The organism is Kitasatospora sp. Root107, assembly GCF_001424875.1.
Taxonomy (GTDB): domain Bacteria; phylum Actinomycetota; class Actinomycetes; order Streptomycetales; family Streptomycetaceae; genus Kitasatospora.
This window is the reverse complement of the sequence record NZ_LMCT01000056.1, coordinates 52,262-75,199: the sequence shown is the minus strand read 5'-3', so window position 1 is coordinate 75,199 and position 22,938 is coordinate 52,262. Positions and strand designations below refer to the sequence as shown.

At 73.2% G+C, this 22,938-nt stretch carries 22 protein-coding genes and 1 pseudogene; 12 read left to right on the top strand and 11 right to left on the bottom strand.

Going from position 1 to position 22,938, the window contains the following annotated elements; all coding sequences use genetic code 11:
* Window positions 1-210 precede the first annotated feature (210 nt).
* A complete protein-coding gene (locus ASC99_RS30595) occupies window positions 211-804 on the bottom strand; it encodes a uridine kinase (protein ID WP_057238176.1) in 594 nt (197 codons plus the stop codon).
* 217 nt (window positions 805-1,021) lie between these two features.
* On the opposite strand from ASC99_RS30595, the gene ASC99_RS30590 reads away from it, so the two are divergent.
* The gene (locus ASC99_RS30590; protein ID WP_057238174.1) at window positions 1,022-2,185 is read left to right on the top strand and encodes an acyl-CoA dehydrogenase family protein; all 1,164 of its coding nucleotides are present in this window, start codon (window positions 1,022-1,024) and stop codon (window positions 2,183-2,185) included.
* Window positions 2,186-2,239: 54 nt separating this feature from the next.
* Here the strand turns inward: ASC99_RS30590 and ASC99_RS30585 are convergent, their stop codons facing one another.
* The gene (locus ASC99_RS30585; RefSeq protein WP_157531870.1) at window positions 2,240-2,674 is read right to left on the bottom strand and encodes a hypothetical protein; all 435 of its coding nucleotides are present in this window, start codon (window positions 2,672-2,674) and stop codon (window positions 2,240-2,242) included.
* A gap of 218 nt (window positions 2,675-2,892) precedes the next feature.
* On the opposite strand from ASC99_RS30585, the gene ASC99_RS30580 reads away from it, so the two are divergent.
* The 4 genes from ASC99_RS30580 to fxsA all read left to right on the top strand — a co-directional run bounded on the left by ASC99_RS30580 (window position 2,893) and on the right by fxsA (window position 7,354).
* Window positions 2,893-3,333, top strand: a complete 441-nt coding sequence (locus ASC99_RS30580; protein WP_057238171.1) for an Lrp/AsnC family transcriptional regulator — start codon at window positions 2,893-2,895, stop codon at window positions 3,331-3,333.
* A 52-nt stretch (window positions 3,334-3,385) separates the two neighbouring features.
* The gene (locus tag ASC99_RS30575) at window positions 3,386-4,993 is read left to right on the top strand and encodes an amidohydrolase (RefSeq protein ID WP_057238170.1); all 1,608 of its coding nucleotides are present in this window, start codon (window positions 3,386-3,388) and stop codon (window positions 4,991-4,993) included.
* A 94-nt stretch (window positions 4,994-5,087) separates the two neighbouring features.
* A complete protein-coding gene (lnt, locus tag ASC99_RS30570) occupies window positions 5,088-6,701 on the top strand; it encodes an apolipoprotein N-acyltransferase (protein ID WP_057238169.1) in 1,614 nt (537 codons plus the stop codon).
* An 86-nt stretch (window positions 6,702-6,787) separates the two neighbouring features.
* Window positions 6,788-7,354, top strand: coding sequence for an FxsA family membrane protein (fxsA, locus tag ASC99_RS30565; RefSeq protein ID WP_235502636.1), 567 nt, complete (start codon window positions 6,788-6,790; stop codon window positions 7,352-7,354).
* Between the two features lie 125 nt (window positions 7,355-7,479).
* Here the strand turns inward: fxsA and ASC99_RS30560 are convergent, their stop codons facing one another.
* The 3 genes from ASC99_RS30560 to ASC99_RS30550 all read right to left on the bottom strand — a co-directional run bounded on the left by ASC99_RS30560 (window position 7,480) and on the right by ASC99_RS30550 (window position 9,998).
* Window positions 7,480-7,854 carry an RNA polymerase-binding protein RbpA gene (locus ASC99_RS30560; RefSeq protein ID WP_057238166.1) on the bottom strand — a complete coding sequence of 125 codons (375 nt, stop codon included), beginning with the start codon at window positions 7,852-7,854 and terminating at the stop codon, window positions 7,480-7,482.
* Between the two features lie 241 nt (window positions 7,855-8,095).
* Window positions 8,096-9,703 (bottom strand): hypothetical protein, encoded by a 1,608-nt coding sequence (locus tag ASC99_RS30555; RefSeq protein ID WP_057238165.1) that lies wholly within the window; start codon window positions 9,701-9,703, stop codon window positions 8,096-8,098.
* Between the two features lie 100 nt (window positions 9,704-9,803).
* Window positions 9,804-9,998: a hypothetical protein gene (locus tag ASC99_RS30550; protein ID WP_057238163.1), complete on the bottom strand. Its 195-nt coding sequence runs from the start codon at window positions 9,996-9,998 to the stop codon at window positions 9,804-9,806.
* Window positions 9,999-10,245: 247 nt separating this feature from the next.
* Here ASC99_RS30550 and ASC99_RS30545 point away from each other — a divergent pair, with 247 nt between their 5' ends.
* The 3 genes from ASC99_RS30545 to ASC99_RS30535 all read left to right on the top strand — a co-directional run bounded on the left by ASC99_RS30545 (window position 10,246) and on the right by ASC99_RS30535 (window position 12,044).
* Complete coding sequence (locus tag ASC99_RS30545; RefSeq protein ID WP_057238159.1) at window positions 10,246-10,650, top strand: ankyrin repeat domain-containing protein; 405 nt, start codon at window positions 10,246-10,248, stop codon at window positions 10,648-10,650.
* 24 nt (window positions 10,651-10,674) lie between these two features.
* On the top strand, window positions 10,675-11,148 hold the full coding sequence (locus ASC99_RS30540; protein ID WP_057238157.1) for a GNAT family N-acetyltransferase: 474 nt from the start codon (window positions 10,675-10,677) through the stop codon (window positions 11,146-11,148).
* A 101-nt stretch (window positions 11,149-11,249) separates the two neighbouring features.
* Window positions 11,250-12,044 carry a CHAD domain-containing protein gene (locus tag ASC99_RS30535; protein ID WP_057238155.1) on the top strand — a complete coding sequence of 265 codons (795 nt, stop codon included), beginning with the start codon at window positions 11,250-11,252 and terminating at the stop codon, window positions 12,042-12,044.
* Between the two features lie 13 nt (window positions 12,045-12,057).
* Here the strand turns inward: ASC99_RS30535 and ASC99_RS30530 are convergent.
* A pseudogene (locus tag ASC99_RS30530) lies at window positions 12,058-12,739 on the bottom strand (uracil-DNA glycosylase).
* A gap of 80 nt (window positions 12,740-12,819) precedes the next feature.
* Between ASC99_RS30530 and ASC99_RS30525 the strand changes: the two are divergent.
* From ASC99_RS30525 to ASC99_RS30515, 3 genes are all read left to right on the top strand, one after another.
* Complete coding sequence (locus ASC99_RS30525; RefSeq protein WP_082598771.1) at window positions 12,820-13,704, top strand: slipin family protein; 885 nt, start codon at window positions 12,820-12,822, stop codon at window positions 13,702-13,704.
* A gap of 29 nt (window positions 13,705-13,733) precedes the next feature.
* The gene (locus ASC99_RS30520) at window positions 13,734-14,156 is read left to right on the top strand and encodes a CBS domain-containing protein (RefSeq protein WP_057238153.1); all 423 of its coding nucleotides are present in this window, start codon (window positions 13,734-13,736) and stop codon (window positions 14,154-14,156) included.
* Between the two features lie 188 nt (window positions 14,157-14,344).
* A complete protein-coding gene (locus tag ASC99_RS30515; RefSeq protein ID WP_235583183.1) occupies window positions 14,345-14,821 on the top strand; it encodes a hypothetical protein in 477 nt (158 codons plus the stop codon).
* Here the strand turns inward: ASC99_RS30515 and ASC99_RS30510 are convergent.
* The 4 genes from ASC99_RS30510 to ASC99_RS30495 form a co-directional block, all read right to left on the bottom strand.
* The gene (locus ASC99_RS30510) at window positions 14,803-15,216 is read right to left on the bottom strand and encodes a PaaI family thioesterase (protein WP_057238149.1); all 414 of its coding nucleotides are present in this window, start codon (window positions 15,214-15,216) and stop codon (window positions 14,803-14,805) included. The genes ASC99_RS30515 and ASC99_RS30510 overlap by 19 nt on opposite strands.
* 54 nt (window positions 15,217-15,270) lie before the next feature.
* Window positions 15,271-16,533 (bottom strand): hypothetical protein, encoded by a 1,263-nt coding sequence (locus tag ASC99_RS30505; protein ID WP_057238147.1) that lies wholly within the window; start codon window positions 16,531-16,533, stop codon window positions 15,271-15,273.
* A gap of 20 nt (window positions 16,534-16,553) precedes the next feature.
* A complete protein-coding gene (locus ASC99_RS30500) occupies window positions 16,554-18,089 on the bottom strand; it encodes a S8 family peptidase (RefSeq protein WP_157531868.1) in 1,536 nt (511 codons plus the stop codon).
* A gap of 172 nt (window positions 18,090-18,261) precedes the next feature.
* Window positions 18,262-21,117 (bottom strand): FAD-binding and (Fe-S)-binding domain-containing protein, encoded by a 2,856-nt coding sequence (locus ASC99_RS30495; protein ID WP_057238145.1) that lies wholly within the window; start codon window positions 21,115-21,117, stop codon window positions 18,262-18,264.
* A 73-nt stretch (window positions 21,118-21,190) separates the two neighbouring features.
* Between ASC99_RS30495 and ASC99_RS30490 the strand changes: the two genes are divergently transcribed.
* Window positions 21,191-21,796: a hypothetical protein gene (locus ASC99_RS30490; protein WP_157531867.1), complete on the top strand. Its 606-nt coding sequence runs from the start codon at window positions 21,191-21,193 to the stop codon at window positions 21,794-21,796.
* A 19-nt stretch (window positions 21,797-21,815) separates the two neighbouring features.
* On the opposite strand, the gene ASC99_RS30485 is transcribed toward ASC99_RS30490, so the two are convergent.
* Window positions 21,816-22,808, bottom strand: coding sequence for a glycosyltransferase family 2 protein (locus ASC99_RS30485; RefSeq protein WP_057238141.1), 993 nt, complete (start codon window positions 22,806-22,808; stop codon window positions 21,816-21,818).
* Between the last annotated feature and the right edge of the window lie 130 nt (window positions 22,809-22,938).

Below are 22,938 nucleotides of genomic sequence, written 5' to 3'. Positions count from 1 at the left end.
CGAAGGCACCCCCTGACAGGAATCGTACCGGCGGCGGGCTGATCCGGAAGGGTGCCGCGCGGAGTCAAATCCGGCCGTGCGGGCGGTGGTTGGGGCACGAAGAACGGCACCTCCGGCTCACGGGGGAACAAGTCGGAGGTGCCGCGTCTAATGTTGCGCGATCAACTAATCTCGCGCTGAGCAGAACCTAAGTCCTGACGACTGCCCAGGTCAAGGGCGTCGCGCAGGCTCACCGTGGGTGCTCCGGACGATCCTCCCGGTGACTCCGTGCACCCGTAGATCGGCGTACGGACGGCTCGGGTCGGCTGCGAAGTGGGCGAGCTCGGCCCGGCTCCAGCCCTCCCAGAACTCGGCCAGTTCCGGTCCGTCCCGCCGCTCGCCGCGCGCCCGGGCGGCGAGCTGGTCCAGCTCCAGCCAGATCAACCGGGCCAGCAGGGGCCGGAGTTCACGCCGCCCGGCGCCGACCCCCTCGATCAGTACCACCGGCGCCGCGGGCACCCGGCGGCTGCCCGCGAAGCGCCCCAACACCCAGTCGTAGACCTGGTGTTCGGCGCTCTCGCCCCGGCTCAGCGGGTCGAGCAGCTGGGCCCGCAGCCGCTGAGTCCAGCCGAACGGACTGGCATGCGTGGCCAGGTCGTCCAGGTGCACCACCGGCGCCCCGTCGAGCGCCGTCGCGAGCCGGGCGGCGAAGGTGGTCTTCCCCGAGCCGGCGTGCCCGTCCACCGCGACCAGTCGCACCGGACCGCAGGACGGCGGCAGTGCGCGCAGCTCGGCGGCCAGCGAAATCAGCTCGGATCGGGTCATCGCCCCACTTTACGGTCGGGCCGGGTCCGACGTTGTGGCACGGGTGCTCGAGTGATGTGCCGAACCGGACCGTGACGGCGCGCCCGGTATCGGGCATACTCACATCGCCAAGCCCAGTGAACGGGCGTTCACCGCAATCCGGTGCCGCCCGGGCCGACCTGCCGTGCCGTACCCGAACCCCCAGGGCGGCGCCCGACCGAGGAGGCGACGTACCGTCATGACCCCCGCCGCTGCCAAGCCCGTGGACCGTCAGCTGCCCAGCGAGGAGGCCAGGGAGCTGCTCGCCCTCACCAGGGACCTGGTGCGCAACGAAGTGGAGCCGCGCGCCGCCGAGGACGAGGCGGCCGGCCGGTTCCCGCGCGAGGTGTTCAGCACCCTCGGCGAGGCCGGTCTGCTCTCGCTGCCCTACGAGGAGCAGCACGGCGGTGGCGGACAGCCGTACGAGGTCTACCTCCAGGTGCTGGAGGAGCTGGCGGCCGGCTGGCTGGCGGTCGGGCTCGGGGTCAGCGTGCACACGCTGTCCTGTCACGCGCTGGCCACCTTCGGTACCGATGCGCAGCGCGAGCGCTGGCTGCCCGGCATGCTGGGCGGCGACCAGCTCGGGGCGTACTGCCTCTCCGAGCCGCAGTCGGGATCGGACGCCGCCGCGCTGCGGACCCGGGCCGACCTGGACGGCGAGCAGTACGTGGTGAACGGCACCAAGGCGTGGATCACCCACGGCGGGCACGCCGACTTCTACAGCACGATGGCCCGCACCGGTGTGGACGGCGCGCGCGGCATCAGCTGCCTGCTGGTGCCCGGCGACAGCGCCGGTCTGTCGGCCGCCCCGCCGGAGCACAAGATGGGCATGCGCAGCTCGCCCACCGCCCAGATCCACTTCGACGGCGTCCGGGTGGACCGCGACCGCCTGATCGGCGAGGAGGGCCAGGGCTTCCAGATCGCGCTGTCCGCGCTGGACTCCGGCCGCCTCGGCATCGCCGCCTGCGCGATCGGGGTGGCCCAGGCCGCGCTCGACCTCGCGGTCGAGTACGCGGGCACCCGGCAGCAGTTCGGCCGCCCGATCGCCGAGTTCCAGGGTCTGTCCTTCATGCTGGCCGACATGGCCACCAAGGTGGAGGCCGGGCGCGCGCTCTACCTCTCGGCGGCCCGCCGCCGGGACGCCGGGATGGCGTTCTCCAAGGAGGCCGCGATGGCCAAGCTGTTCTGCACCGACGCCGCGATGGCGGTCACCACCGACGCCGTCCAGGTGCTCGGCGGGTACGGCTACACCCAGGACTACGCCGCCGAGCGGTACATGCGGGAAGCCAAGGTGCTGCAGATCGTCGAGGGCACCAACCAGATCCAGCGCCTGGTGATCGGCCGTCACCTGACCGGCCGCTGACCGCAGGTCCGGCGTCCGCCGCCGGGCGGACGCCGGACCTGGACGTCAGTGCCTTCAGTGCCGGACCAGGCCGGCCCGGGAGCGCTGGGCGGGGACCCGCGAGCGGCGCTCCAGCGGGCCCGAGCCCGGGGCGCTCGCGTGCGAGAACGGGTGGGTGCGCCAGTCGAACTCGGCGGGGGAGCTGCCCAGGGTCAGACCCTCGACGGCGGCGTGCTCGATCGAGTCGCACTCCGTCAGGTCCTCGGTCGGGGCGCCGGTGCCGGCGCAGAGCGCGGCGGAGAAGGGATGCCAGGCGGTCGGCAGCACCGCGTGCTGCGGCAGCTGGTCCTCGTCGCCCAGCAGGGCGATCGGACGGTCGCACTCGGGGCAGTGCACCCGGAAGATGTCCCAGGTCTCCAGCTCGCCCGGGTCCACCCCCGGGAAGTCGTCGAGGTCGAACCGTTCGTCGTCCTCCGCAACGGTGCGGGAGGGCTGTTCGGCAGCAGGCATGTGATCCCCCTCGGATCGGGCCCGGCCGACGTCGGCCCTGGCCAAGAGCACCATTTCCCGCTGACGGGGCCTCATAACCCTGCAGTCGGACGCAGTGTGATGCACGTCATGTGGCGCTCGCCACATTCACGCGGCATGTGCCGGAGCGCGCGCCCCCGACCTCCGGGGCCGCCCCCGCTGTCGGCGGCAGGGGTCGCGGGGCAGTAGGTTTGCGCACTGTGGAGGATCTCGACCAACGCATCGTTCAGCTGCTCCTCGAGGACGGCCGGATGAGCTACACGGACCTGGGCAAGGCCACCGGCCTGTCCACCTCGGCGGTGCACCAACGCGTGCGCCGCCTCGAACAGCGTGGGGTGATCCGCGGCTACACGGCGATCATCGACCCGGACGCGGTCGATCTGGCGCTCACCGCCTTCATCTCCGTCAAACCCTTCGACCCCAGCTCCCCGGACGACACCCCGGACCGGCTGGCCGGGCTGCCGGAGATCGAGGCCTGCCACAGCGTCGCGGGCGAGGAGAACTACATCCTGAAGGTTCGGGTCGGTGCCCCCGGCGACCTCGAGGACCTGCTCGCCCGGATCCGCAGCGCGGCCGGGGTGTCGACCAGGACCACGGTGGTGCTCTCGACCCCGTACGAGGCGCGGCCGCCCAAGTTGTAGCCCCGGGGGTCGCGGACCGAGGCCGGTCCGTGCGGGTGCAGACTTAAGCCTCATGAGCGCATCCACCACCCCTCGGACCGTGCTGCTGCGCGGCGGTTCCGTCTACAGTCCCGTCGACCCCTTCGCCAGCGCGATGCTGGTCGAGGGGGAACACATCGCCTGGGTCGGCAGCGACGGCGCCGCCGCCCCGTACGCGGCGACCGCCGACGAGGTGATCGAACTGGACGGCGCGCTGGTCACCCCGGCGTTCGTGGACGCGCATGTGCACGCCACCTCGGCCGGCCTCGCGCTGACCGGCCTCGACCTGACCGGCTGCCCCTCGCTCGCCGAGGCGCTGGCTGCCGTCACGGCCTTCGCCGCCGCTGCGCAGGGCGTGCTGATCGGGCACGGCTGGGACGAGACCAAGTGGCCCGAGGGCCGCCCGCCGACGCTCGCCGAGCTGGACGCCGCCGCCGGTGGCGCCGCCCTCTACCTGTCCCGCACCGACGTGCACTCCGCGCTCGCCTCCACTGCGCTGCGGGAGCTGACGGAAGGTCTGGCCGGCCGCGCCGGGTACCACCCCGAGGGCCCGCTCAGCCGGGACGCCCACCACGCCGTACGCCGCGCCGCCCTCGCCCACCTGACGGCGGATCAGCGCCGGGCCGCCCAGCAGGCCGCACTGGCCCGGGCCGCCGCGCTCGGCATCGGCGCCCTGCACGAGTGCGCGGGCCCCGACATCTCCTCCGAGCAGGACTTCGCCGAGCTGCTCGTGCTGGCCGCCGAGGGCACCGGCCCCGAGGTCTTCGGCTACTGGGGCGAACTCGCCCCCGCCGGGGTCGAGACCGCCCGCCGCCTCGGCGCCCTGGGCGCGGCCGGTGACCTCTTCGTCGACGGCGCACTCGGCTCGCACACCGCCTGCCTGCACGCCCCCTACACCGACGCCGAGCACACCGGTGCCGCCTATCTGACGGCCCAGCAGGTCGCCGACCACGTGGTGGCCTGCACCGAGGCGGGCCTGCAGGCGGGCTTCCACGCCATCGGCGACGCGGCGCTGACCGCCGTCCTGGACGGTGTCCGGGCCGCGGCCGACCGGGTCGGCCTGGACCGGGTCCGGGCCCGGCGGCACCGGATCGAGCACGCCGAGGCACTCGACGAGAAGGCCGTCGCCGCCTTCGCCGAGCTCGGCCTGACCGCCTCCGTCCAGCCCGCCTTCGACGCCGCCTGGGGCGGCCCCGACGGCATGTACGCCCAGCGCCTGGGCGCCGAGCGGGCCGCCGGGCTGAACCCCTTCGCCGCGCTGCTGCGGACCGGCGTCCCGCTGGCCTTCGGCTCGGACGCCCCGGTCACCCCGCTCGACCCCTGGGGCACCGTCCGGGCCGCCGCCTTCCACCGGACCCCCGAGCACCGGATCTCGGTCCGGGCCGCCTTCACCGCCCACACCCGGGGCGGCTGGCGCGCGATCGGCCGGGACCAGGACGGCGTGCTGGTCCCCGGCGCGGTAGCCAGCTTCGCGATCTGGGCGGCCGGCGACCTGGTCGTCCAGGCCCCCGACTCCCGGGTGGCCGGCTGGTCCACCGACCCCCGCTCCGGCACCCCCGGCCTGCCCGACCTCACCCCGGGCGAGCCGCTCCCGCTCTGCCTCCGCACCGTGGTCCGGGGCCGGACCGTGTTCACCGGCTGAGACCGTCCTGACCCTGGGCGACGGGGTGTCGAGGATCCGGGGTACCGTCTTCCGAATCAGGATGGACCTGCACAGACAGAGAGGTGGTGCGCAGATGGCACTGCCCGTCGAGCAGGAGCACCCCGTGACGGCACCCGATCCGGAGCCCGTCGCCCCCCGAGCGGGGCGGCCCGCCCGGCTGGTCGCCGGACTGCCCCGGACGGGTCTTGCGGTGCTCTGCGGTCTGCTGCTGGCGCTGGCCTTCCCGCCGTACAACTGCTGGCCGCTCTCGCTGGTCGGGGTGGCCGGGCTCTCGCTGCTGACCCGGGGGCGGACGGCCCGTCAGGGGGCGTGGACGGGCTTCGCGTTCGGGCTGCCGTTCTTCCTGCTGCTGCTCTGGTGGCTGCGGGTGATCGGCACGGACGCGACCATCGGCCTGTCGGTGATCGAGGCGCTGTTCCTGGCGGCCCTGGGCGCCGGTCTGGCCGCCACCTCGCGGCTGCCCGGCTGGCCGCTCTGGGCGGCCTGCCTCTGGGTCACCCAGGAGTGGGCCAGGGACCGGCTGCCGCTGGGCGGCTTCCCCTGGGGCCGGCTGGCCTTCGCCAACACCGCGACCCCTTTCACCCCGCTGGCCGCCCTCGGCGGGGCGCCGCTGGTGACCTTCGCGGTCGCCCTCTGCGGCACCCTGCTGGCCTGGGCCGCGCTGCGCCTGCGCCGGGGCCCGCGCCGCTCGCTGCCGGCCGCCGCACTGGCCGGGGCGGGCGCGGTGGCCGTGCTGCTGGCCGGATACCTGGTGCCCGTCCCGACGGCCGCCGCCGAGACCGTCAAGGTCGCGGTGATCCAGGGCAACGTGCCCAACCCCGGCATGCACTTCCTCGGCACCCCGATGACCGTGCTGAAGAACCACGCCAGGGAGACCGAGCTGCTCGCCGCCGAGGTCGCGGCCGGCCGGGCCGAACGCCCGGACGTGGTGATCTGGCCGGAGAACTCCTCCGACTTCGACCCGTTCACCAGCCCCGAGGCGTACGAGCGGATCGACGCCGCCGTGAAGGCGATCGGCGTCCCCGTCCTGGTCGGCGCGCTGGTGAACGGCCCGGACGAGCAGCACGTGCTCAACCAGGGCATCGTCTGGGACCCGAAGACCGGCCCCGGCGCCTCGTACACCAAGCAGCACCCGGTGCCGTTCGGCGAGTACGTGCCGTTCCGGGACCAGCTGTCCAAGGTGATCACCCGGCTCCAGCAGGTGGCCCGGGACTTCTTCCCCGGCACCAGCAGCGGCGTGCTGCAGCTCGGCCCGGCCCGGATCGGCGACGTGATCTGCTTCGAGGTCGCGTACGACGAGATCGTCCGGGACACCGTCAACCAGGGCGGCCGGGTGCTGGTCGTGCAGACCAACAACGCCACCTACGCCAACAGCGGCCAGCCCGACCAGCAGCTGGCGATGTCCCGGCTGCGCGCGGTCGAGCACGGCCGGGCCGTGCTGATCGCCGCCACCAGCGGGATCAGCGCGATCGTCGCGCCGGACGGCAGGGTGACCGACCGGACCGAAGAGCTGACGGCGGATCAGCTGAGCGCCGTCGTCGCGCTGCGGGACGGCCGGACCCTGGCCGACCGGGTCGGCGCCGCGCCGGAGTGGGTGCTCGCGATGGGCGGGCTGCTGGCCTGCGGCCTGGTGGTGCTCGACGGGTTCCGCCGCCGCAGGAGCGCTGGAACACGGGCCGAGTCCTAGTCGTTATGCCTGGTGGTGCCCAGTAGCCGGACCGGATCAGCCGGTCGGGCGGTGGATCGGGCACCACGATGGAGTGGATTCGTACCGTGAGCCAGCAAGTTCCCCCGGCCCCCTCGGCACCGCGCGGCCGGGTGCGGCGGGTCCTGCCGTTGTTGATCGCCGCCTGGCTGGTGCTGGAGATCTGGCTGCTGACCGTGGTCGCCTCGGCGACCAGCTGGTTCGCGGTCCTGCTGCTGTTGCTCGGCGGTCTGCTGCTGGGCGGCTGGCTGGTCAAGCGGGCCGGGACGAAGGCGATCTCGGCGGCGATCGAGCAGAGCAGGCAGCCGCAGTCCCAGCAGCCGCAGACCGGCACCAGCATGACCGTGCTGGCAGGCGTGCTGCTGATGCTGCCCGGATTCATGTCGGACGTGCTCGGGCTCTCGCTGATCTTCCCGCCGACCAGGGCGCTCTGGCGGGCGCTGGGCCGCCGGTTCGCCACTACGGCGCTGCGCTCCACCTCGCCGGTCGGCGCCGGCCCGCTGGCGGACGCGGTGCGGCTGCAGGAGCAGATCCGGATCCACCGCCCCGACGGCAAGGTGATCCAGGGCGAGGTGGTCGACCCGGCCCAGCCGTCCGGTCCGGACACCGACCACCGGCCGCCGATCAGCGGCTGAGGCTGGGGTTGTAGCCGTCGTAGGTCGTAGCCGTCGTACTCGAATCGGGAAAAGCCGAGGGGCCCGGGCTTCGGGAGAAGCTCGGGCCCCTTCGGGTTCGGTCGCCGCCCTGGGGCGGCCTGGGGTCAGGCGCTCTTGCGGGTGTCGCGAGGGTGAACCGCGAGGTTCATCCCGCCGGAGCGGAGTACGGCCAGGCGCTCTGCCAGGACCTCCTCCAACTCCTCCCTCGTCCGACGCTCCATCAGCATGTCCCAATGGGTGCGCGTCGGCTTGGTCTTCTTCTCCTCCGGCACATCGCCGTCCAGCAGCATGGCCTCCTGGCCACAGAAACGGCATTCCCAAGCCGAGGGAATCTCCGCCTCAACGGAGAAAGGAACCTCGAATCGGTGTCCGTTCTGACATGCGTACTCAACGGTCTGGCGGGGAGCCAGATCAATTCCACGGTCGGTCTCGTAGCTAGTGGCCCCGAGTCGCGTGCCGCGGAGAGCTCGCTCGCTCATGAATCGTGCCTCCAGGGCTTATGGCCCACAGGACTAGTGGTCGCTGTCATCGTCAATCGGTCAACGCTCGACCGCCGACGAAGATTCCCGTCCGGGGACATGCGTCGCCTGTCGTACCGCCACTGTTTGTACCCATCGTCGCCCGATTTGTCACATCTGAATGGATTTATCACCCTGCGTGTCACCAAATGTGCGGAGAGCGACCCGGTTACGGGTGGCGCGCCAGCTTACCGCTGCTCGGTCACCAGACCGGACGCGGGCGGACCGCTGGGGGTTCCTTCGGCATGTCAGGGGTGGCGGAAGGGGTGCTGACAGGGGTACCGGCCGGAGTGGCGGGCTCGGCCTTCAGGTCGACCGCGGAGGCCTCGGTCCTGGTGTCCCGGTGCGGCAACAGGGTGATCACCGCCTCCCGGTGGGCGGCCGGCGCCTCGTCGTCCAGCGGGTCCACGGTGACCGGCACCTGGAGGCGGACCGGCTCGGTCGCGCCGATCCGGGCGTAGCCACGGCCGGGCGGGGTCCGGGTGGCCGGGGTGATGTCCAGTGGCCCGGCCAGGACGGCCTCGGCGGCGCCGGGGGTGACCGGGCCGAGCACCACCCGGGCCCGGGTGGTGGCCCGGACGGTCGGCGAAATCCGGTCGTAGGCGGTCAGGTCGTCGGCGACCACCACCGTCACGCGTGCTGCCCGGCCGTGCCGCAGCGGCAGCTCCAGCAGCTCCTGCGGGTCCGGGCGGCCCTCGGCGTGGGCCAGCTCGGTCAGCTCGGTGGGGTGGTCGAGCAGCAGCCAGAGCGGACGGGTGACGTCCTCCGGGGTGGGCACGCCGTGGTGGCGGGCGGCGTTCAGGGCGGTGAGCCGCCGTTCGGTCTCCTGGGCGGCCCACTCCAGGGCGGCCAGCGCGCCGTGCAGGCTGGTCTCCACGGTGTGCACGCCGGGCCGGTTGACCAGGCAGGCGTGCTCGCCGGTGCCGGCCCCGTCGATCACCATCAGGTCGCCGTGGCGCAGCGCCTGGAGGGCGATCGAGCGGATCAGGGTGGAGGTGCCAGAGCCCGCGGTGCCCAGCGCCAGCAGGTGCGGCTCGGAGGAGCGGGCACCGGTACGCCAGACCACCGGCGGCTGCTGGACGGTGCCGCTGCTCTGGGTGACCGGGATGGTGCGGCGGCTGCCGTGGCTGTCGGTGAAGCCGAGCACGATCTCGCCGGGGGTGGTGACGAAGGGCTGGGCGGCGATGTCGGTGGCCAGCGGCGCGAGCGCGGTGACCCGCAGCCGGTTGGACTCCTCGTCCCAGTCGAAGCGGTACTCCCTGGACCGGCCGGCCTTGCCCTGGATCACCTGCTCGACCCGGGCCCGGGCTGCGGGCTCGGTGTCGGTGAAGTACGCCGGATAGCCGAGGTCGAGGGTGGCCAGTCGGCCCTCGTCGAACTCCCAGGCGCTGAACGCGTCCTGGTAGCGGCCCTCCGGGCCGTACAGCGGGTTCAGCTCCTCGGGGGCGGCCAGATAGGGCGTCAGGGCGGCGTACAGGGCGGTCAGCTTGAGGTCGGCGGCGTCCGCTTCGGGTGCGGCGGGCGGCGCTTTGGGGGAGCGGCCGACCCAGGCGGCGCTGGCCATCAGGGCGACCAGGGCGAGCAGCGGGCCGTGCGGCAGCAGGAAGATGCCGAGCACTCCGGCGGCGGTGAGGAAGATCGTCGGACCGCGCCGCTCCTTCGGGGTGGCGGCCCAGCGGGCCTTCAGCCACTCGGAGTGGCGCCGCAGGCCGCGGCCGATCACGGTGAGCGGGGCGAACATGTCGGAGGCGTGGTCGCCTGCGGTCCGGGCCAGGTCGCGGCCGCGGCTGAGATGGCGGGTCAGGGACATTCGGGACTTCTCCCCGGGCAGCTCGGGACGGGTTTGGGGTTGCGTGCGGCCCGGGGCGGTTGGGATCCGCACCCGGGCCGGAGCCGAAACTGATTCGCCGTCAGAACTTCAGGCCGCCGAGCAGGCTGGCCAGGCTCGCGCCGCCCGCCTGGATGCTGGGTGCGATCGAGGACCCCGCGATGTAGAAACCGAGCAGCGCGCACACCAGTGCATGCGAGATCTTGAGGCCGTCTCGCCGGAAGAAGAGGAAGGCGATGGTGCCGAACAGGACGATGCCGGAGATGGAGAGAATCACGCGACTGCTCCTCGATCTGGGGACGGCGGGGACGCAATATGGAAAAAGGCGTAACCGAAAGTGCCCTAATCGTGACAAAAAGTAATAGATGATGGAACGTGGCAAACGGGTGGATCTCACCGAACCGCCTGCCTGGGGCGTATACGAGCGGCAAAATTCGCCCGAACGGCCGCTCGGCCATCCCCACCACGTGTCGTCCGCTACGGTGCGGTACGGCACTACCGACCCGATCCGAGAGGGCCCAGTCATGGCCGACTCCGCACCCAAGACCCCGGACGCCGAGGTCATCGCACTCGCCGGCAAGCTCTTCGACGCGGCCCGCACCGGCGACGCCGCGCTGCTCACGGCCTACCTGGACGCCGGGGCGCCGGCCGACCTGGCCAACGACCGGGGCGACACCCTGGTGATGCTGGCGGCGTACCACGGCCACGCCGAGACGGTCCGGGTACTGCTGGCGCGCGGCGCCGACCCGGACCGGGTGAACGACCGGGGCCAGACCCCGCTGGCCGGAGCCGTCTTCAAGGGCGAGGCCGAGGTGATCACCGCCCTGCTGGAGGGCAACGCCGACCCGCGCGCCGGTGCGCCGACCGCGATCGAGACGGCCCGGATGTTCGGCAAGGACGACCTGGTGGCCCGGTTCGAACAGGGCTGACCTGCGGCCTTAGGCTTGGCGACCATGGAGATACGCACCACCGGTTACGGTCACCCCGACGCGGAGAAGCTCGCGGCCGAGGTTCAGCAGGAGTACGTCCAGCGGTACGGCGGGGCCGATGAGACGGTGATGCACCCGGACCACTTCGAGTCGCCCGCCGGGCTGTTCGTGGTCGGTTACCTGGACGAGGTCCCGGTGGCCTGCGGTGGCTGGCGGGTGAAGCAGGCCGGGCCGGACGACGTCCGGGACGGCGACGCCGAGCTGAAGCGGATGTACGTCTCCGCGAGTGCCCGCGGCCGGGGCCTGGCCAGGACCGTCCTGCGGCACCTGGAGCAGGCCGCCGCCGAGGCCGGGCTGACCAGGATGATCCTGGAGACCGGCACCGAGCAGCCGGAGGCGATCGCGCTGTACGGCTCCGAGGGCTACCTGCCGATCACCAAGTTCGGCTTCTACCGGGACTCCCCGGAGAGCCTCTGCTTCGGCAAGCAGATCGGCTGACCCCGCGCGTGTGGAGCCGGGCCCGTGACCCGTACGGGCCCGGCTTCGCTGTGTGGGTTCCGGCCCGGGCATAGCCTGGAAGCCGTTCGGAGGTGAACGGGATGCCGAAGAGACGCCCACCGACCGGCGAGCTGCTGGCCGCCCGGATCGCCGGGCAGACCGTGGTGCTGGCCGGGCTGGAGCCGCTGGTCCGGGCCGACGCGCCGGACGCGGTGCACCGGATGCGGGTGGCCTGCCGACGGCTGCGGAGCGCCCTGCGCGAGTACGGCGGGCCGGACGAACCGGTGGCGGGGCTTCGGCGACTGGGGCAGGCGCTCGGGGCGGCCAGGGACGCCGAGGTGCTCGGGGCGGCGCTGGTGGCCGAGGCCCGGACGCTGCCCGCGGAGTGCGAGCCCGGGCTGATCGCGGCCGAGCTGGAGCGGTGGGCCGAGCAGCGGTCGGTGGCGGCCCGGCCCGAGGTACTGGCGGCGTTGGACAGCGCCTGGTACCGGGCCCTGCTGGGTGAGCTCGGCGAGCTGTCGACCCGGCCGCCGGACGGGAGTGGCCTGCCGCCGTACCGCAGGCTGGCGCGGAAGGCCGAGCGCCGGGTGGCCCGGCGGCTCGCCGCGGCCAGGGATCTCACCGGCGAGGCGCGGGACGCGGCGCTGCACCGGGCCAGGAAGGCCGCGAAGCGGGCGCGCTACCTCGGGGAGACGGCGGGGGCGGCGGGGCTGACGAAGCGGATGAAGGCGGTGCAGGAGACGCTGGGGGCGCACCAGGACGCGGTGGTCGCCCGGCAGGCGCTGCGGGAGCTGGCGCGGACTGCGCACCCGTTCGAGTACGGGGTGCTGTACGCGCGGCAGTTGGTGGTCGAGTGCACGCCCGGGGAGCTCGAGGAACTGCTGCGGGCGGGTTGACCGCGCCGACCGCTCAGAGACCGGCCGAGCGGGCCGCTTCGGCGAGCAGGTCGCGGAGCATCGGGGTGGTGAGGCGGCGGGTGTAGGTGTTGCGCGGGCTGACGTGGTAGCAGCCGAGCAGTTCGAGCGGGGGGCCGCCGTCGGTGGCGGGGAAGCTGCCAGCCGGCGGCGGCCAGGGCGGGGAGCAGGGCCTGCCAGGCGAAGCCACCGAGCGCGACCACGGTCCGGACGGTGGGCCGCAGGAAGGTCAACTCCCGGGCGATCCAAGGGCGGCAGGTGTCCCGCTCCTCGGAGCTCGGCCTGTTGTCGGGCGGCGCGCAGCGCACCGGATCGGTGATCCGGACGCCGTACAGCTCGAGCCCGTCGCCGTGCACCACCGAGGTCGGCCGGTTGGCCAGCCCGAGCTCGTACAGCGTCGCGTACAGCAGGTCGCCGGACGGGTCGCCGGTGAAGATCCGTCCGGTCCGGTTGCCGCCGTGCGCGGCGGGGGCCAGGCCGACCAGCAGCAGGGCGGCGTCCGGCGGGCCGAAGCCGGGGACCGGGCGGGCCCAGTAGTCCCAGTCCTGGTAGGCGCGGCGCTTGACCCGGGCGGCCTCCTCGCGCCAGGCGACGAGGCGCGGGCAGGCCCGGCACTCGGTGACCACCCGGTCCAGGGTGGCGAGGTCGGGGAGGAGGTGGGCCTGCGCTGGGTCCATGGCGTCAATCCTAGGGACGGCGATGCCGGAGTAGCGTTGATTGCGGGTCCGTACGGTCAGGGGTTCCCGAGGTGGCGGCGATGATCGTTCTTGACGTCCTGTTGGCGGTGTTCCTGCTGGCGGCGGTGCTGGGCGGACTCGGGGTGCGGGTCGTGCAGCAGTACCAGCGCGGGGTGGTGTTCCGGTTCGGCCGGGTGCGGGAGGAGATCAGGCAGCCGGGGCTGGCCTTCCTGGTGCCGGCGGTGGACCGGATGAAGAAGGTGAACATCCAGATCATCACCATGCCGATCCCCGCCCAGGAGGGCATCACCCGGGACAACGTGACGGTGCGGGTCGACGCGGTCGTCTACTTCAAGGTGGTCGACCCCGTCCAGGCCGCGGTGAACGTGCAGGACTACGAGTTCGCCATCTCGCAGGTGGCGCAGACCTCGCTGCGTTCGATCATCGGCAAGAGCGAGCTGGACGACCTGCTGGCCAACCGTGAGCCGATCAACCAGGGGCTCGAACTGATGCTGGACAGCCCGGCGCTGGGCTGGGGCATCGAGATCGACCGGGTGGAGATCAAGGACGTCGCGCTGCCCGAGTCGATGAAACGCTCGATGTCCCGGCAGGCGGAGGCGGAGCGCGAACGGCGGGCCCGGATCATCACTGCGGACGGTGAGTTCCAGGCCTCCGCCCGGCTCGCCGAGGCGGCCACCATCATGAGTCGGGCGCCGGCCGCGCTCCAACTGCGGCTGCTGCAGACCGTGGTGGAGGTGGCGGCGGAGAAGAACTCCACCCTGGTGCTGCCCTTCCCGGTGGAGCTGCTGCGGTTCCTGGACAGTGCCACCCGCCGTGCGGAGGCCGCGGAAGAGCCGCCGCCGAACGCGGTACGGAACGTGGAGCAGCTCGAACTCCCGGACCTGACGGAGGTGCTGGCCCACCCGTTGCTGGGTGGCGGGGCCCCGGACGGCGGCCCAGGATGAGAGGAAGACCGAGGTCAGGAGGCGGGACGATGACCACTGCAGGTGACATCATGCACACCGGAGCCGAGTGCGTCAGGGAGCAGCAGACGCTGGCCGACGCGGCCCGGATCATGAAGGAACGCGACGTCGGCGCACTGCCGATCTGCGGGGAGAACGAGAAGCTGCTGGGGATCCTCACCGACCGCGACATCGTGCTCAAATGCGTGGCCGAGGGCCGGGACCCGAGCACGGTGTCGGCCGGCGAACTCGCCCAGGGCAGGCCGATGGTGGTCGAGGCGGACGAGGACGTCGAGCAGGTGCTGCGGGTGATGGAGCAGCACCTGGTGCGGCGGCTCCCGGTGATCAACCACCCGGACCACAAGCTGGTCGGGATGATCAGCGAGGCGGACATCGCGCGGGGGATGCCGCAGGAGCGGGTGGCGGAGTTCGTGACGACGATCTGCGCGGAGTGAAACCTTCGGAGCTCTGATTGGTATAGACCATGCTCTGACTGCTGTGATAGAACGTCAGCTCTGTGCCGCAAGTGATCTCGTGGCACAGAGCTCTCCGGTGTGGAGGGCGCCGGGGGGAGCAGGCGATGGCACTGGCGGGGGTCGGGCGCCGATTCGGGCGGCACGGTCTGGTGCTCGTATCCGTGGCCGTGAGCATTCTGGTGGCGACGGCGGTGCTGGCGGCGGTGGCCGGGCTGGCCCGGGCGGCGGCTACCGCGGGGGTGCGCGAGCGGCTCGCGGTCGACGCCGCGCGCTCGGTGGAGGTGGACGCGCGCTGGACGGCGCAGGGCCTGCCGGCCGCCGACCGGGCGGTGCACGCCGCGCTGGTCCGGGCGATGGGCGGCGCCCCGTTCCGTACCGAGACCGCGATGCGCGCCGTCGGCGCCCTGGACCTGCCGCTGCCGCCCGCCGGACGCCGTCAGGTCACCGACAGGAGTACACCGTGCTGGACCGGGTCGGCCGGCTCCAGCTGCCGCGCGAGTTCACCCGGTCGCTGGGCCTTGCGGACCGCGTGCGGCTGGTCCTGGAACGCGACCACATCACCGTCTGGCCCGACCACGACCGTCCGCCGCCGGGCGCCGAGGACTGACGCGCAGTGGCGCGCCGTTCAGCCCGGGAAGGCGTAGACGGTGCTGGCGCGGGCGGAGGGGGATTCGGTGCCTTCGGCGGTGAGGGTGATGTCCAGGAAGGCCAGGCGGCGGCCGAGTTTGGTGAGGCGGGCGTCGACCAGGACGTCGGCGCCGAGGATCGCGCGGTGGAAGGTGATGTTCTGCTGGACGGTGGTCATCGGGCCGAAGGCGCCGAGGGCGGCCGAGACGGCGATGACGCTCGCGGTGTCGGCGGCGGCCATCAGGGCCTGACCGGAGAGGGCGCCGCCTTCGCGGGCGAGCTGGTCGGACCAGGGGAGCCGGAGTACGGCGTGGCGGTCTCCGGTCTCGGTGACCGAGAGGCCGAGCGCCTGGACCCAGGGGGCGAAGTTGTCGGCCAGGATCTTGTCCGCCTCGGCGGTAGTGAGAGTCACCGGGCCATTGTGGCGCCCGAGTTGGCCCGGGCGCCAGCACCCCGTTCGGACGGGTCAGGCGGCGAGTCGTACGCCGGTGGTGGCGCCGGCCAGGGCGGGCCAGACGACCTCGGGGTGCCTGATGTCGCTGTGGGCACCCGAGAACGGGGACTGGTCCTTGGCGATGATCTCGTCGCCGCGCAGCCGGTAGAAGTGCCCGGCCTGCAGGGGGTACGCCGTCCCGGCGGGCTGGAGGTCGAACTGTTCGGCGCCGTCCTGCTGGAAGCCGTCGTGCCCCATGCCACCCCAGCGGTAGGTGAGGTCGGAGGCGGCCTGGTCGTCCTCGTTGCTGAGCATCGAGGCGGCCGGATACCACCAGCCGACCGCGCGGTCGCCGAGCGAGAAGGTGGACTGGAGCGGGCCGGCCACCCGGTCGAAGTACGGTGCCAGGAAGCCGTGGTGACCCTGGTCGACCGGGATCGGTGCGGCGAAGCTGAAGTGCGAGAAGGCGCCCTGGACGAGCAGCAGCGAGGCGACCGGGCTGCCGATGCCCTCGGGCAGGCCGGGGAGGGCGAAGGAGACCAGCCGGGCGCCGAAGCTGTGGCCCATCAGGTGCACCCGCAGGCCGTTGCCCGCGACCTTGCCGAGCAGCGGGCCGAGGCCGTCCCGGCCGATCACGCCGGCCCGGTTCTTCATCTCGTAGTAGCTGGCCGTGCGCAGGGCCTCGCGGGCGCCGTGCCAGAGCACCTTGAACGGGTTGGGGAAGCCCTGGGCGTCGCCCTGTTCGCTGGCCAGCCCGGCCAGTGCGCTGAACACCTCGCCGGTGGGCTTGGTCAGCACCGCCTGCTGGCCCTTGTCCTCCTCGGCGAGTGCCGGGGAGGTGACCAGCTCCGCCACCAGTCGGTGACAGTTCGTCAACTGCACCGGGTCCTGCGGCTGTTGGGCCAGCAGCGCGGTGATCTCGGCGAGCTGGGCCTGTTGCGGCGGGGCGAAGGCCGGGGCGAGCGCGGTGGCGAGTTCGGCGGGAGTGGAAGGGGTGGAGGGCGTGTCGGGGGCGTCCTCCGGGAAGAGCAGTGAGGGCCAGAGGATGCCGACCACGCCGACCTTCCCCTGCCAGGCCGGGGCGAACCGGCCGATCTGGTGGGAGAGTTCGTCGAAGGTGTAGGCGTATAGCTCCCGGGCGCCGGTCTCCGAGTTGTTCCACCCGTGCGAGAAGACGAACAGCTCGCTCACCCCGGTGCCGGGCAGTCCGGCGACCAGGCCGTCGTCGTCCAGCAGGTGCCCGTCCTGGTCGAACCGGACCTCCCAGTACGGGAGCCCCGCGATCGGATCAGCCATGGTCAACTCACTCCTCGGTACTAGACGTTGGACATCACACGCATCAGGTCGAGCAGGCCGTGCCCCTCCAGGTAGCGGTCCCGGCCGAGCGAGGTGGCGTTGGCGCAGAACAGCTCCTTGATCTCGCGCGGCCGCCCGACGAACTCCTGCCGGACCGACAGGAAGGCGGCGATCGCGCCGGACACGTGCGGGGCGGCCATCGAGGTGCCGCTCTGCTCCACATAGGTCGGCAGGGTGGCCGGATCGGCGTCCGGCGGGAACAGGGTGGCGAGTTGGGTCCGGAGTTCGCCGCTCGCGCAGGAGGTGATCCGCTCGCCGGGGGCCAGCAGGTCGGGCTTGAGGCGGCCGTCCAGGGTCGGGCCCTTGGAGGAGCTGTAGGTGACGCCGTACTCGTGCGGGCGGTCGCGGTGGGTGGAGCCGACGGTGATCGCGCCGTCCGCGTTGCCGGGGTCGGTGATGGTGGCCAGCACGGCGCGGTTGTCGGCGCCGCCCTCGCCGGGCAGCCGGCCGGCGAAGCCGCCGTTGCCCGCGCTCACCACGACCACCACGCCGCTGGCGGCCAGCAGGTTGACCTCGCGGCAGAGCGGGCTCTGGCCGCAGGCGTACTCGCGGGCGTCCCAGGCGCAGCCGAGGCTCAGATTGACGCCGTGGATCACCAGCAGCCGGCCGCCGGTGTTGACCTTCTCCCGGATGTAGTAGAGCGCCTGGATCACCGCGCTGGAGGAGGTGACCAGGCCGGGGCCGCGTTCGGCGAGCACCTTGAGGCTGACCAGTCCGGCCTGCGGGGCGATGCCGGTGAGCGCGCGGCCGGCGTCCAGCGTGCGGGTGTGCCACTCGGGCAGGCCGCCGCCGGTGAGTTCGACCTGGCCGATCAGCGGCGGCACCCGGGCGGGCAGGCCGCCCGCGATGATGCCCGCGACGTGGGTGCCGTGCCCGGCGGGGTCGGTCAGCGGGGACTCCGGCGGATCGGGCTGCGGGCCGCCGGTCACCAGCGCGGTGAAGTCCCGGTGCAGCCCGGCGGTCGGGCCGGTCAGGGTGCCGTCGGCGAAGTGCGGGTGCTGCGCGTCGACCCCGCTGTCCGCCACCGCCCAGACGATGCCCTGGCCGGTGGCGGCGTAGGCGCGTAACACCGCGTCGGCCTTGATGGTGGCGGCCGAGCGGTCGATGTGGGCGTCGAGGGTGTAGTCGGGCCAGACCCGGAAGACGGTCGGAGTGCCGTCCCGGTCGAGCTCCAGCAGCCGCTGGATCTCGGGCGGGCTCAGCACGCAGCGTACGTAGCTCGCGGCCACCGGGAGCGGCTCGGGCAGGTGCGGGAAGGTGGCCCGGTAGAGCTGCAGGAAGTCGGCGCGGGTCTGCTCGGTCTCCGCGTCCCGGGTCAGGTTGAGCTCGACCAGCACCGGGCTGCGGTTCTCGGCCAGCACCGGGACGACCTCGCTGCGCCGCTCCGGCGGCAGGCCGACCTGGAGCATCGGGCTGACCGCGTCCCGGGCGACGCCCGGCTGGTCGACCCGGGCCTGGCCGGCCGGGGAGTCGGCTTGTTCGCCCCCGGCACGCACGCTCGCCGCACGGCCGCCGTGACACCAGCGGCTCCGCCGCGGGGCCCAAGTAGCTCCGCTACGAGGGCGCCCCGGCCGCACGCCGAGCGCACGCACCAGACGACCCGGCCTGATCCGACGCGAATTGTCAGACAGGCCCTAGGGTCCACGATCCGCCTGCCCGGTGGGCCTGTCATCCGCGCTGGGTGCGCAGCGCGTCCCGGAGCAGCTCGGCCAGGTGGACGGCCCGTCGCCCGCCGCCGAGTTGGCTGATCTGGGTCCGGCAGCTGAAGCCGTCGGCGAGCAGCACGGTGGCTTCGTCGGCGGCCCGGACGGCGGGCAGCAGGATGCGTTCGGCGACGGCGGCCGAGACCTCGTAGTGGCCGCGTTCGAAGCCGAAGTTCCCGGCCAGGCCGCAGCAGCCGTCGGCGAGCACCTGGTTGTCCAGGCCCGTCCTGAGGTCCAGACGGCGGTCGGCGGCGGTGCCGAGTACGGCGTGCTGGTGGCAGTGGGTCTGGGTGATCGCCCGGACGCCGTCCAGCCGGGGCAGTTCGACGCCCTCCCGGTCGAGGAACTCGGCCAGCGTGTGCACCCGCCCCGGGACGTCGCCGGCCTCCGCGCCGAGCAGTCGGGGCAGCTCCTCGCGCAGGGTGGCGGTGCAGCTCGGGTCCAGGCCGAGCACCGGCAGGGCGGGCGGCAGGGCGGCCAGGCTGCTCCGCAACACCCGTCGGGCGACGCCGAGTTGGCCGGTGGAGTGCCAGGTCAGCCCGCAGCAGACCGGGCCTTCGGGCAGCCGGACGGTGTAGCCGAGCTGCTCGAGGAGTTCGACGGCGGCGCGGGCCGGGGCCGGGTCGAGGTGGTTGGTGAAGGTGTCCGGCCAGAGCAGCACCTCCCGACCGGCGGACCCTGGCGCGGCGGTCCGGCGGCGGAACCAGCGTTCGAAGGTCTCGGTGGCCAGCGGTGGCAGCTCGCGCCGGGGGTCGATGCCGCCGATCCGCTTGAGCAGCGCGGCAGCAGGCGACCGGAACAGCCGGTTGAGCAGGCGGCGGGCGAAGGCGAGCCGCAGGGTGAGCGGCAGCCAGCCCATCGAGTAGTGGGAGGCCGGGCGCAGCCGCCGCCGGTAGTGCTGGTGCAGGAACTCGGAGCGGTAAGTCGCCATGTCGACCTGGACCGGGCAGTCGCTCGCGCAGCCCTTGCAGCCCAGGCAGAGGTCGAGTGCCTCCCGGACCTCCGCCGAGCGCCAGCCGTCGGTGACCAGCTCACCCCGGAGCATCTCCGCCAGCAGCCGGGCCCGGCCGCGGGTGGAGTGCCGTTCCTCCCTGGTCGCCAGGTAGCTCGGGCACATCACCCCGGTGCTGGTGTCGACGCACTTGCCGACCCCGACGCAGCGGTGCACGGCGGTCAGCAGACTGCCGCCGTCGCGCTCGTACGGGAGCGCCAGCGGCAGCAGGTCGCGGCCGGGGAAGCGCAGGTCGGCGTCGAGTGGGCGGGGGTCGACCACGGTGCCGGGGTTGAGCAGGCCGGACGGGTCCCAGATCCGCTTGAACTGCCCGAACAGGTCGATGATCTCCGGCGGGTACATCCGGGTGAGCAGCTCGCCCCTGGCCTGCCCGTCGCCGTGCTCGCCGGAGAGCGAACCGCCGTGCGCCACCACCAGGTCGGCCGCCTGCTCCATGAACTCCCGGAACTCCGGCAGTCGTTGACGGTCCGTCAACGGGAAGTCCAGCCGCAGGTGGATGCAGCCCTCGCCGAAGTGGCCGTACGGGATGCCGCGCAGGTGGTGGCGGGCGAGCAGGGCGCGCAGCTCGCGCAGGTAGTCGCCGAGCCGTTCGACCGGGACGGCGGAGTCCTCCCAGCCGGGCCAGGCCTCGCCGCCGTCGGGCAGTCGGCTGACGATGCCCGCGCCCGCCTCGCGGACGGCCCAGAGCTGGCGCTGCTCGGCGGGGTCGGTGACCACGGCGACGGTGGCGCGGGGCTCGCGGCGGACGGCGTCGGCCAGGTCGCGGGCGGCGGCCAGAGCAGCCGCKGGGGTGGCGCCGCCGGTCTCCAGGAAGAGCCAGCAGGCGCCGTCGGGCAGCCGGTCGAGGGCGGGCGGGCGGCGGCCGGCCGCGAGCAGTGCGGCGATCAGGTCGGCGGCCATCCCCTCGGCGGTGAGCGGGCGCAGCGGCAGCAGCGCCAGGACGGCGTCGGCGGCGGCCGTCTCGTCGGGGTAGCCCGCGACCACCAGGGCGGTCGCGGCGGGGGACTCGACCAGCCGGACGGTGGCGCCGAGCAGGACCGCGCAGGTCCCCTCGGTGCCGGTGACCGCCCGGGCCAGGTCGTAGCCGCGCTCGGGCAGCAGCGCGTCCAGGTCGTAGCCGGAGGTGCGGCGCGGCAGGTCGGGCATGCCCTGGCGGAGAGTACCGAGGTGAGCGGCCGTCAGGTCCTGCAGTGCGCGGTGCAACTCGCCCTCCCGGCCCGGGCGTTCGCGCAGTGCAGCGCGTTCGGCGGGGGAGTGGGGGCCGGTGACGGTGAGTTCGGTGCCGTCGGGGAGCAGCAGGTCGAGTGCGTGCAGGTTGTCGGCGGTGCGGCCCCAGGCGATCGAGTGCGAGCCGCAGGCATCGTTGCCGATCATGCCGCCGAGCGTGCACCGGCTGTGCGTGGACGGGTCGGGCCCGAAGCGCAGCCCGTACGGGGCGGCGGCCCGCTGGAGGTCGTCGAGTACGGCGCCGGGCTCGACCCGGGCGGTGCGGGCGTCCGGGTCCACCTCGAGCACCCGGTTGACGTGCCGTCGGAAGTCCAGCACCACGGCGCCGGGGCCGATCGCCTGGCCGCCGATGCTGGTGCCCGCGCCGCGCGGTACCAGCGGGACGCCGTACTCGCGGCAGAGCCGGACGGCGGCGCGGACGTCGTCGGTGTCGGCGGGTTTGACCACGCCGAGCGGTGGGTGGCGGTAGTTGGAGGCGTCGTAGCCGTACACGGCGCGCTCGGCGGTGTCGAAGCGGAGGTCGCCGCGGAGTTCGCGTCGGAGTTCACGGCGGAGTGCGTGGGCCGGATCGCTGCTGGGCATGGGAGAGATGATCTCAGGGCGGCGGTCACCCCGGTGGGAGGTGACGCGATGTCATATGGCAGCCTCTGGGGGCATGAGTGATGATCACGTCAAGCCGAGCCCGTACGTCGCCGGACTGCCGTTCGGTCAGGACCTGCCGCTGCCGGAGACCGTGGAGTGGGACGTCTTCCCGTTCGAGGGGGAGATGACGGTCCGTCCGCTCCAGCAGCCGGTGCTGCCCGAGCCGCCCCGGCACGGCGAGGACGGTCCGGAGAGCTGCGACGACTGCGCCCGGGCCGACGACACCTACCTCTGGACCGATGAGCACTGGCGGCTGAGCTCGCTGCGCGAGCCCACCGGCCTGCCCGGCGTGGTGATGCTGTGGCCGCGCGCGCACCACGACCTGGGGGACTTGCCCGTCGAGCGGGCGGCCGAGCTGGGCGTGATGATCCAGCGGGTCGAGCGGGCGCTGCTCGCCCTGGGCGGCATAGCCCGGGCGCACGTGGGCCGCTGGGGCGACGGCGCGGCGCACCTGCACCTGTGGCTGTTCGCCCGCCCGGAGGGCATGCTCCAGCTGCGCGGCAACTGCATGACGCTCTGGGACGACGTGCTGCCCCCGCTCCCGGAGGCCGACTGGCTGGCCAACAACAAGGTGATCGCCGCCGCGATGGCCGAGGGCGGTGGCATCGCGCACGTCTGACGGATCGTCCCGCCCGCCGTCAGCGCCGCCCGGCCACGGCGGTGCGGGCGATCTGGCCCAGTTTGGCCACCTCGAACGCCGGGTACGCCCCGCTCGCCAGCAGCGAGAACTTCACGCCCTCCCGGCCGTCCGGGCGGCGGTAGCCCTCGGGCAGGAAGGCGCGGTAGTACTCGGTGGCGCGGTGGAAGAACTGGGGGCGCTCGGCGCGCGGCACGCACCCGGCCAGTTCCAGGACGAACAGCAGGTGCCGCACCATCCGGGTGAACAGGTACGGCCGCAGCGGCGCCAGCTCCTGCCGGGCGTCCAGCAGTTCGAAGCTGCTCCGGTACTGGTCGAACAGGTCGAAGTGGCTGCTGCCGGGCGAGCCGGCGGGGTGCACGGTGTGCCGACGGCGGATCCGGACGCAGTCGCGGTCCAGCACCGCGATCCGCGAGGCCGCCAGCATCGCCCGGTGCACCACCGGGATCTCCTCGTAGCGGCCGTCCGGGAACTCCGGGGCGCCGGTGCGACGGATCAGCCGGTCCCAGACCAGGGGCGGCGCACCGAGCAGTTCGGGGTGGTCGAGCGGTCCGAACACCCCGGCGCCGACCCCCGCCAGCAGCTGGGCCGAGCCGCCCGGCCAGACCTTGCCACCGTGTTCCCGGCTGTGCCCGAACAGCAGCACGTCCACCGGTCCGGTCCCGGCCAGCCGCTCGGCCATCGCGGTCAGCGCCTCCGGGTCGAGCAGGTGGTCGCTGTCCAGGAAGAGCAGGTACTCGCCGGTGGCGTGCGCGGCGCCCGCGTTGCGGCTGCGGCCGATGCCGACGGCGGCGTTCAGCCGGAGCATCCGCACGCGCGGGTCGCGCAGCTCGTACGCCGCCGCGACCCGCTCGGGCGACTCCGGGGAGCGGTCGACGACCAGGATGATCTCGACGTCGGGGAGCGACTGCGCGAGCAGCGAGTCCAGACAGTCCGTCAGCTGGTGGTGCCGGTCGTAGACGGGGAGGACCACGGAGATCAGCGGGTTGTGCATGGGCGGGAGGTTAAGGGCGTGCACACGGTCAGGCAAAGGCGCGAAATGGGGTGAATCAGTGGATCAGCGGACAGAACCGGAGCATCGTGCCCAAGACCTTCACCGCACGCCCACCACCTGCGTGAACGCG

Coding starts and splice junctions, on each gene's coding strand:
- ASC99_RS30595 (WP_057238176.1), bottom strand. CDS start 804: ATGACCCGATCCGAGCTGATTTCGCTGGCCGCCGAGCTGCGCGCACTG.
- ASC99_RS30590 (WP_057238174.1), top strand. CDS start 1,022: ATGACCCCCGCCGCTGCCAAGCCCGTGGACCGTCAGCTGCCCAGCGAG.
- ASC99_RS30585 (WP_157531870.1), bottom strand. CDS start 2,674: ATGCCTGCTGCCGAACAGCCCTCCCGCACCGTTGCGGAGGACGACGAA.
- ASC99_RS30575 (WP_057238170.1), top strand. CDS start 3,386: ATGAGCGCATCCACCACCCCTCGGACCGTGCTGCTGCGCGGCGGTTCC.
- lnt (WP_057238169.1), top strand. CDS start 5,088: ATGGCACTGCCCGTCGAGCAGGAGCACCCCGTGACGGCACCCGATCCG.
- ASC99_RS30560 (WP_057238166.1), bottom strand. CDS start 7,854: ATGAGCGAGCGAGCTCTCCGCGGCACGCGACTCGGGGCCACTAGCTAC.
- ASC99_RS30555 (WP_057238165.1), bottom strand. CDS start 9,703: ATGTCCCTGACCCGCCATCTCAGCCGCGGCCGCGACCTGGCCCGGACC.
- ASC99_RS30545 (WP_057238159.1), top strand. CDS start 10,246: ATGGCCGACTCCGCACCCAAGACCCCGGACGCCGAGGTCATCGCACTC.
- ASC99_RS30540 (WP_057238157.1), top strand. CDS start 10,675: ATGGAGATACGCACCACCGGTTACGGTCACCCCGACGCGGAGAAGCTC.
- ASC99_RS30535 (WP_057238155.1), top strand. CDS start 11,250: ATGCCGAAGAGACGCCCACCGACCGGCGAGCTGCTGGCCGCCCGGATC.
- ASC99_RS30525 (WP_082598771.1), top strand. CDS start 12,820: ATGATCGTTCTTGACGTCCTGTTGGCGGTGTTCCTGCTGGCGGCGGTG.
- ASC99_RS30520 (WP_057238153.1), top strand. CDS start 13,734: ATGACCACTGCAGGTGACATCATGCACACCGGAGCCGAGTGCGTCAGG.
- ASC99_RS30505 (WP_057238147.1), bottom strand. CDS start 16,533: ATGGCTGATCCGATCGCGGGGCTCCCGTACTGGGAGGTCCGGTTCGAC.
- ASC99_RS30490 (WP_157531867.1), top strand. CDS start 21,191: ATGAGTGATGATCACGTCAAGCCGAGCCCGTACGTCGCCGGACTGCCG.
- ASC99_RS30485 (WP_057238141.1), bottom strand. CDS start 22,808: ATGCACAACCCGCTGATCTCCGTGGTCCTCCCCGTCTACGACCGGCAC.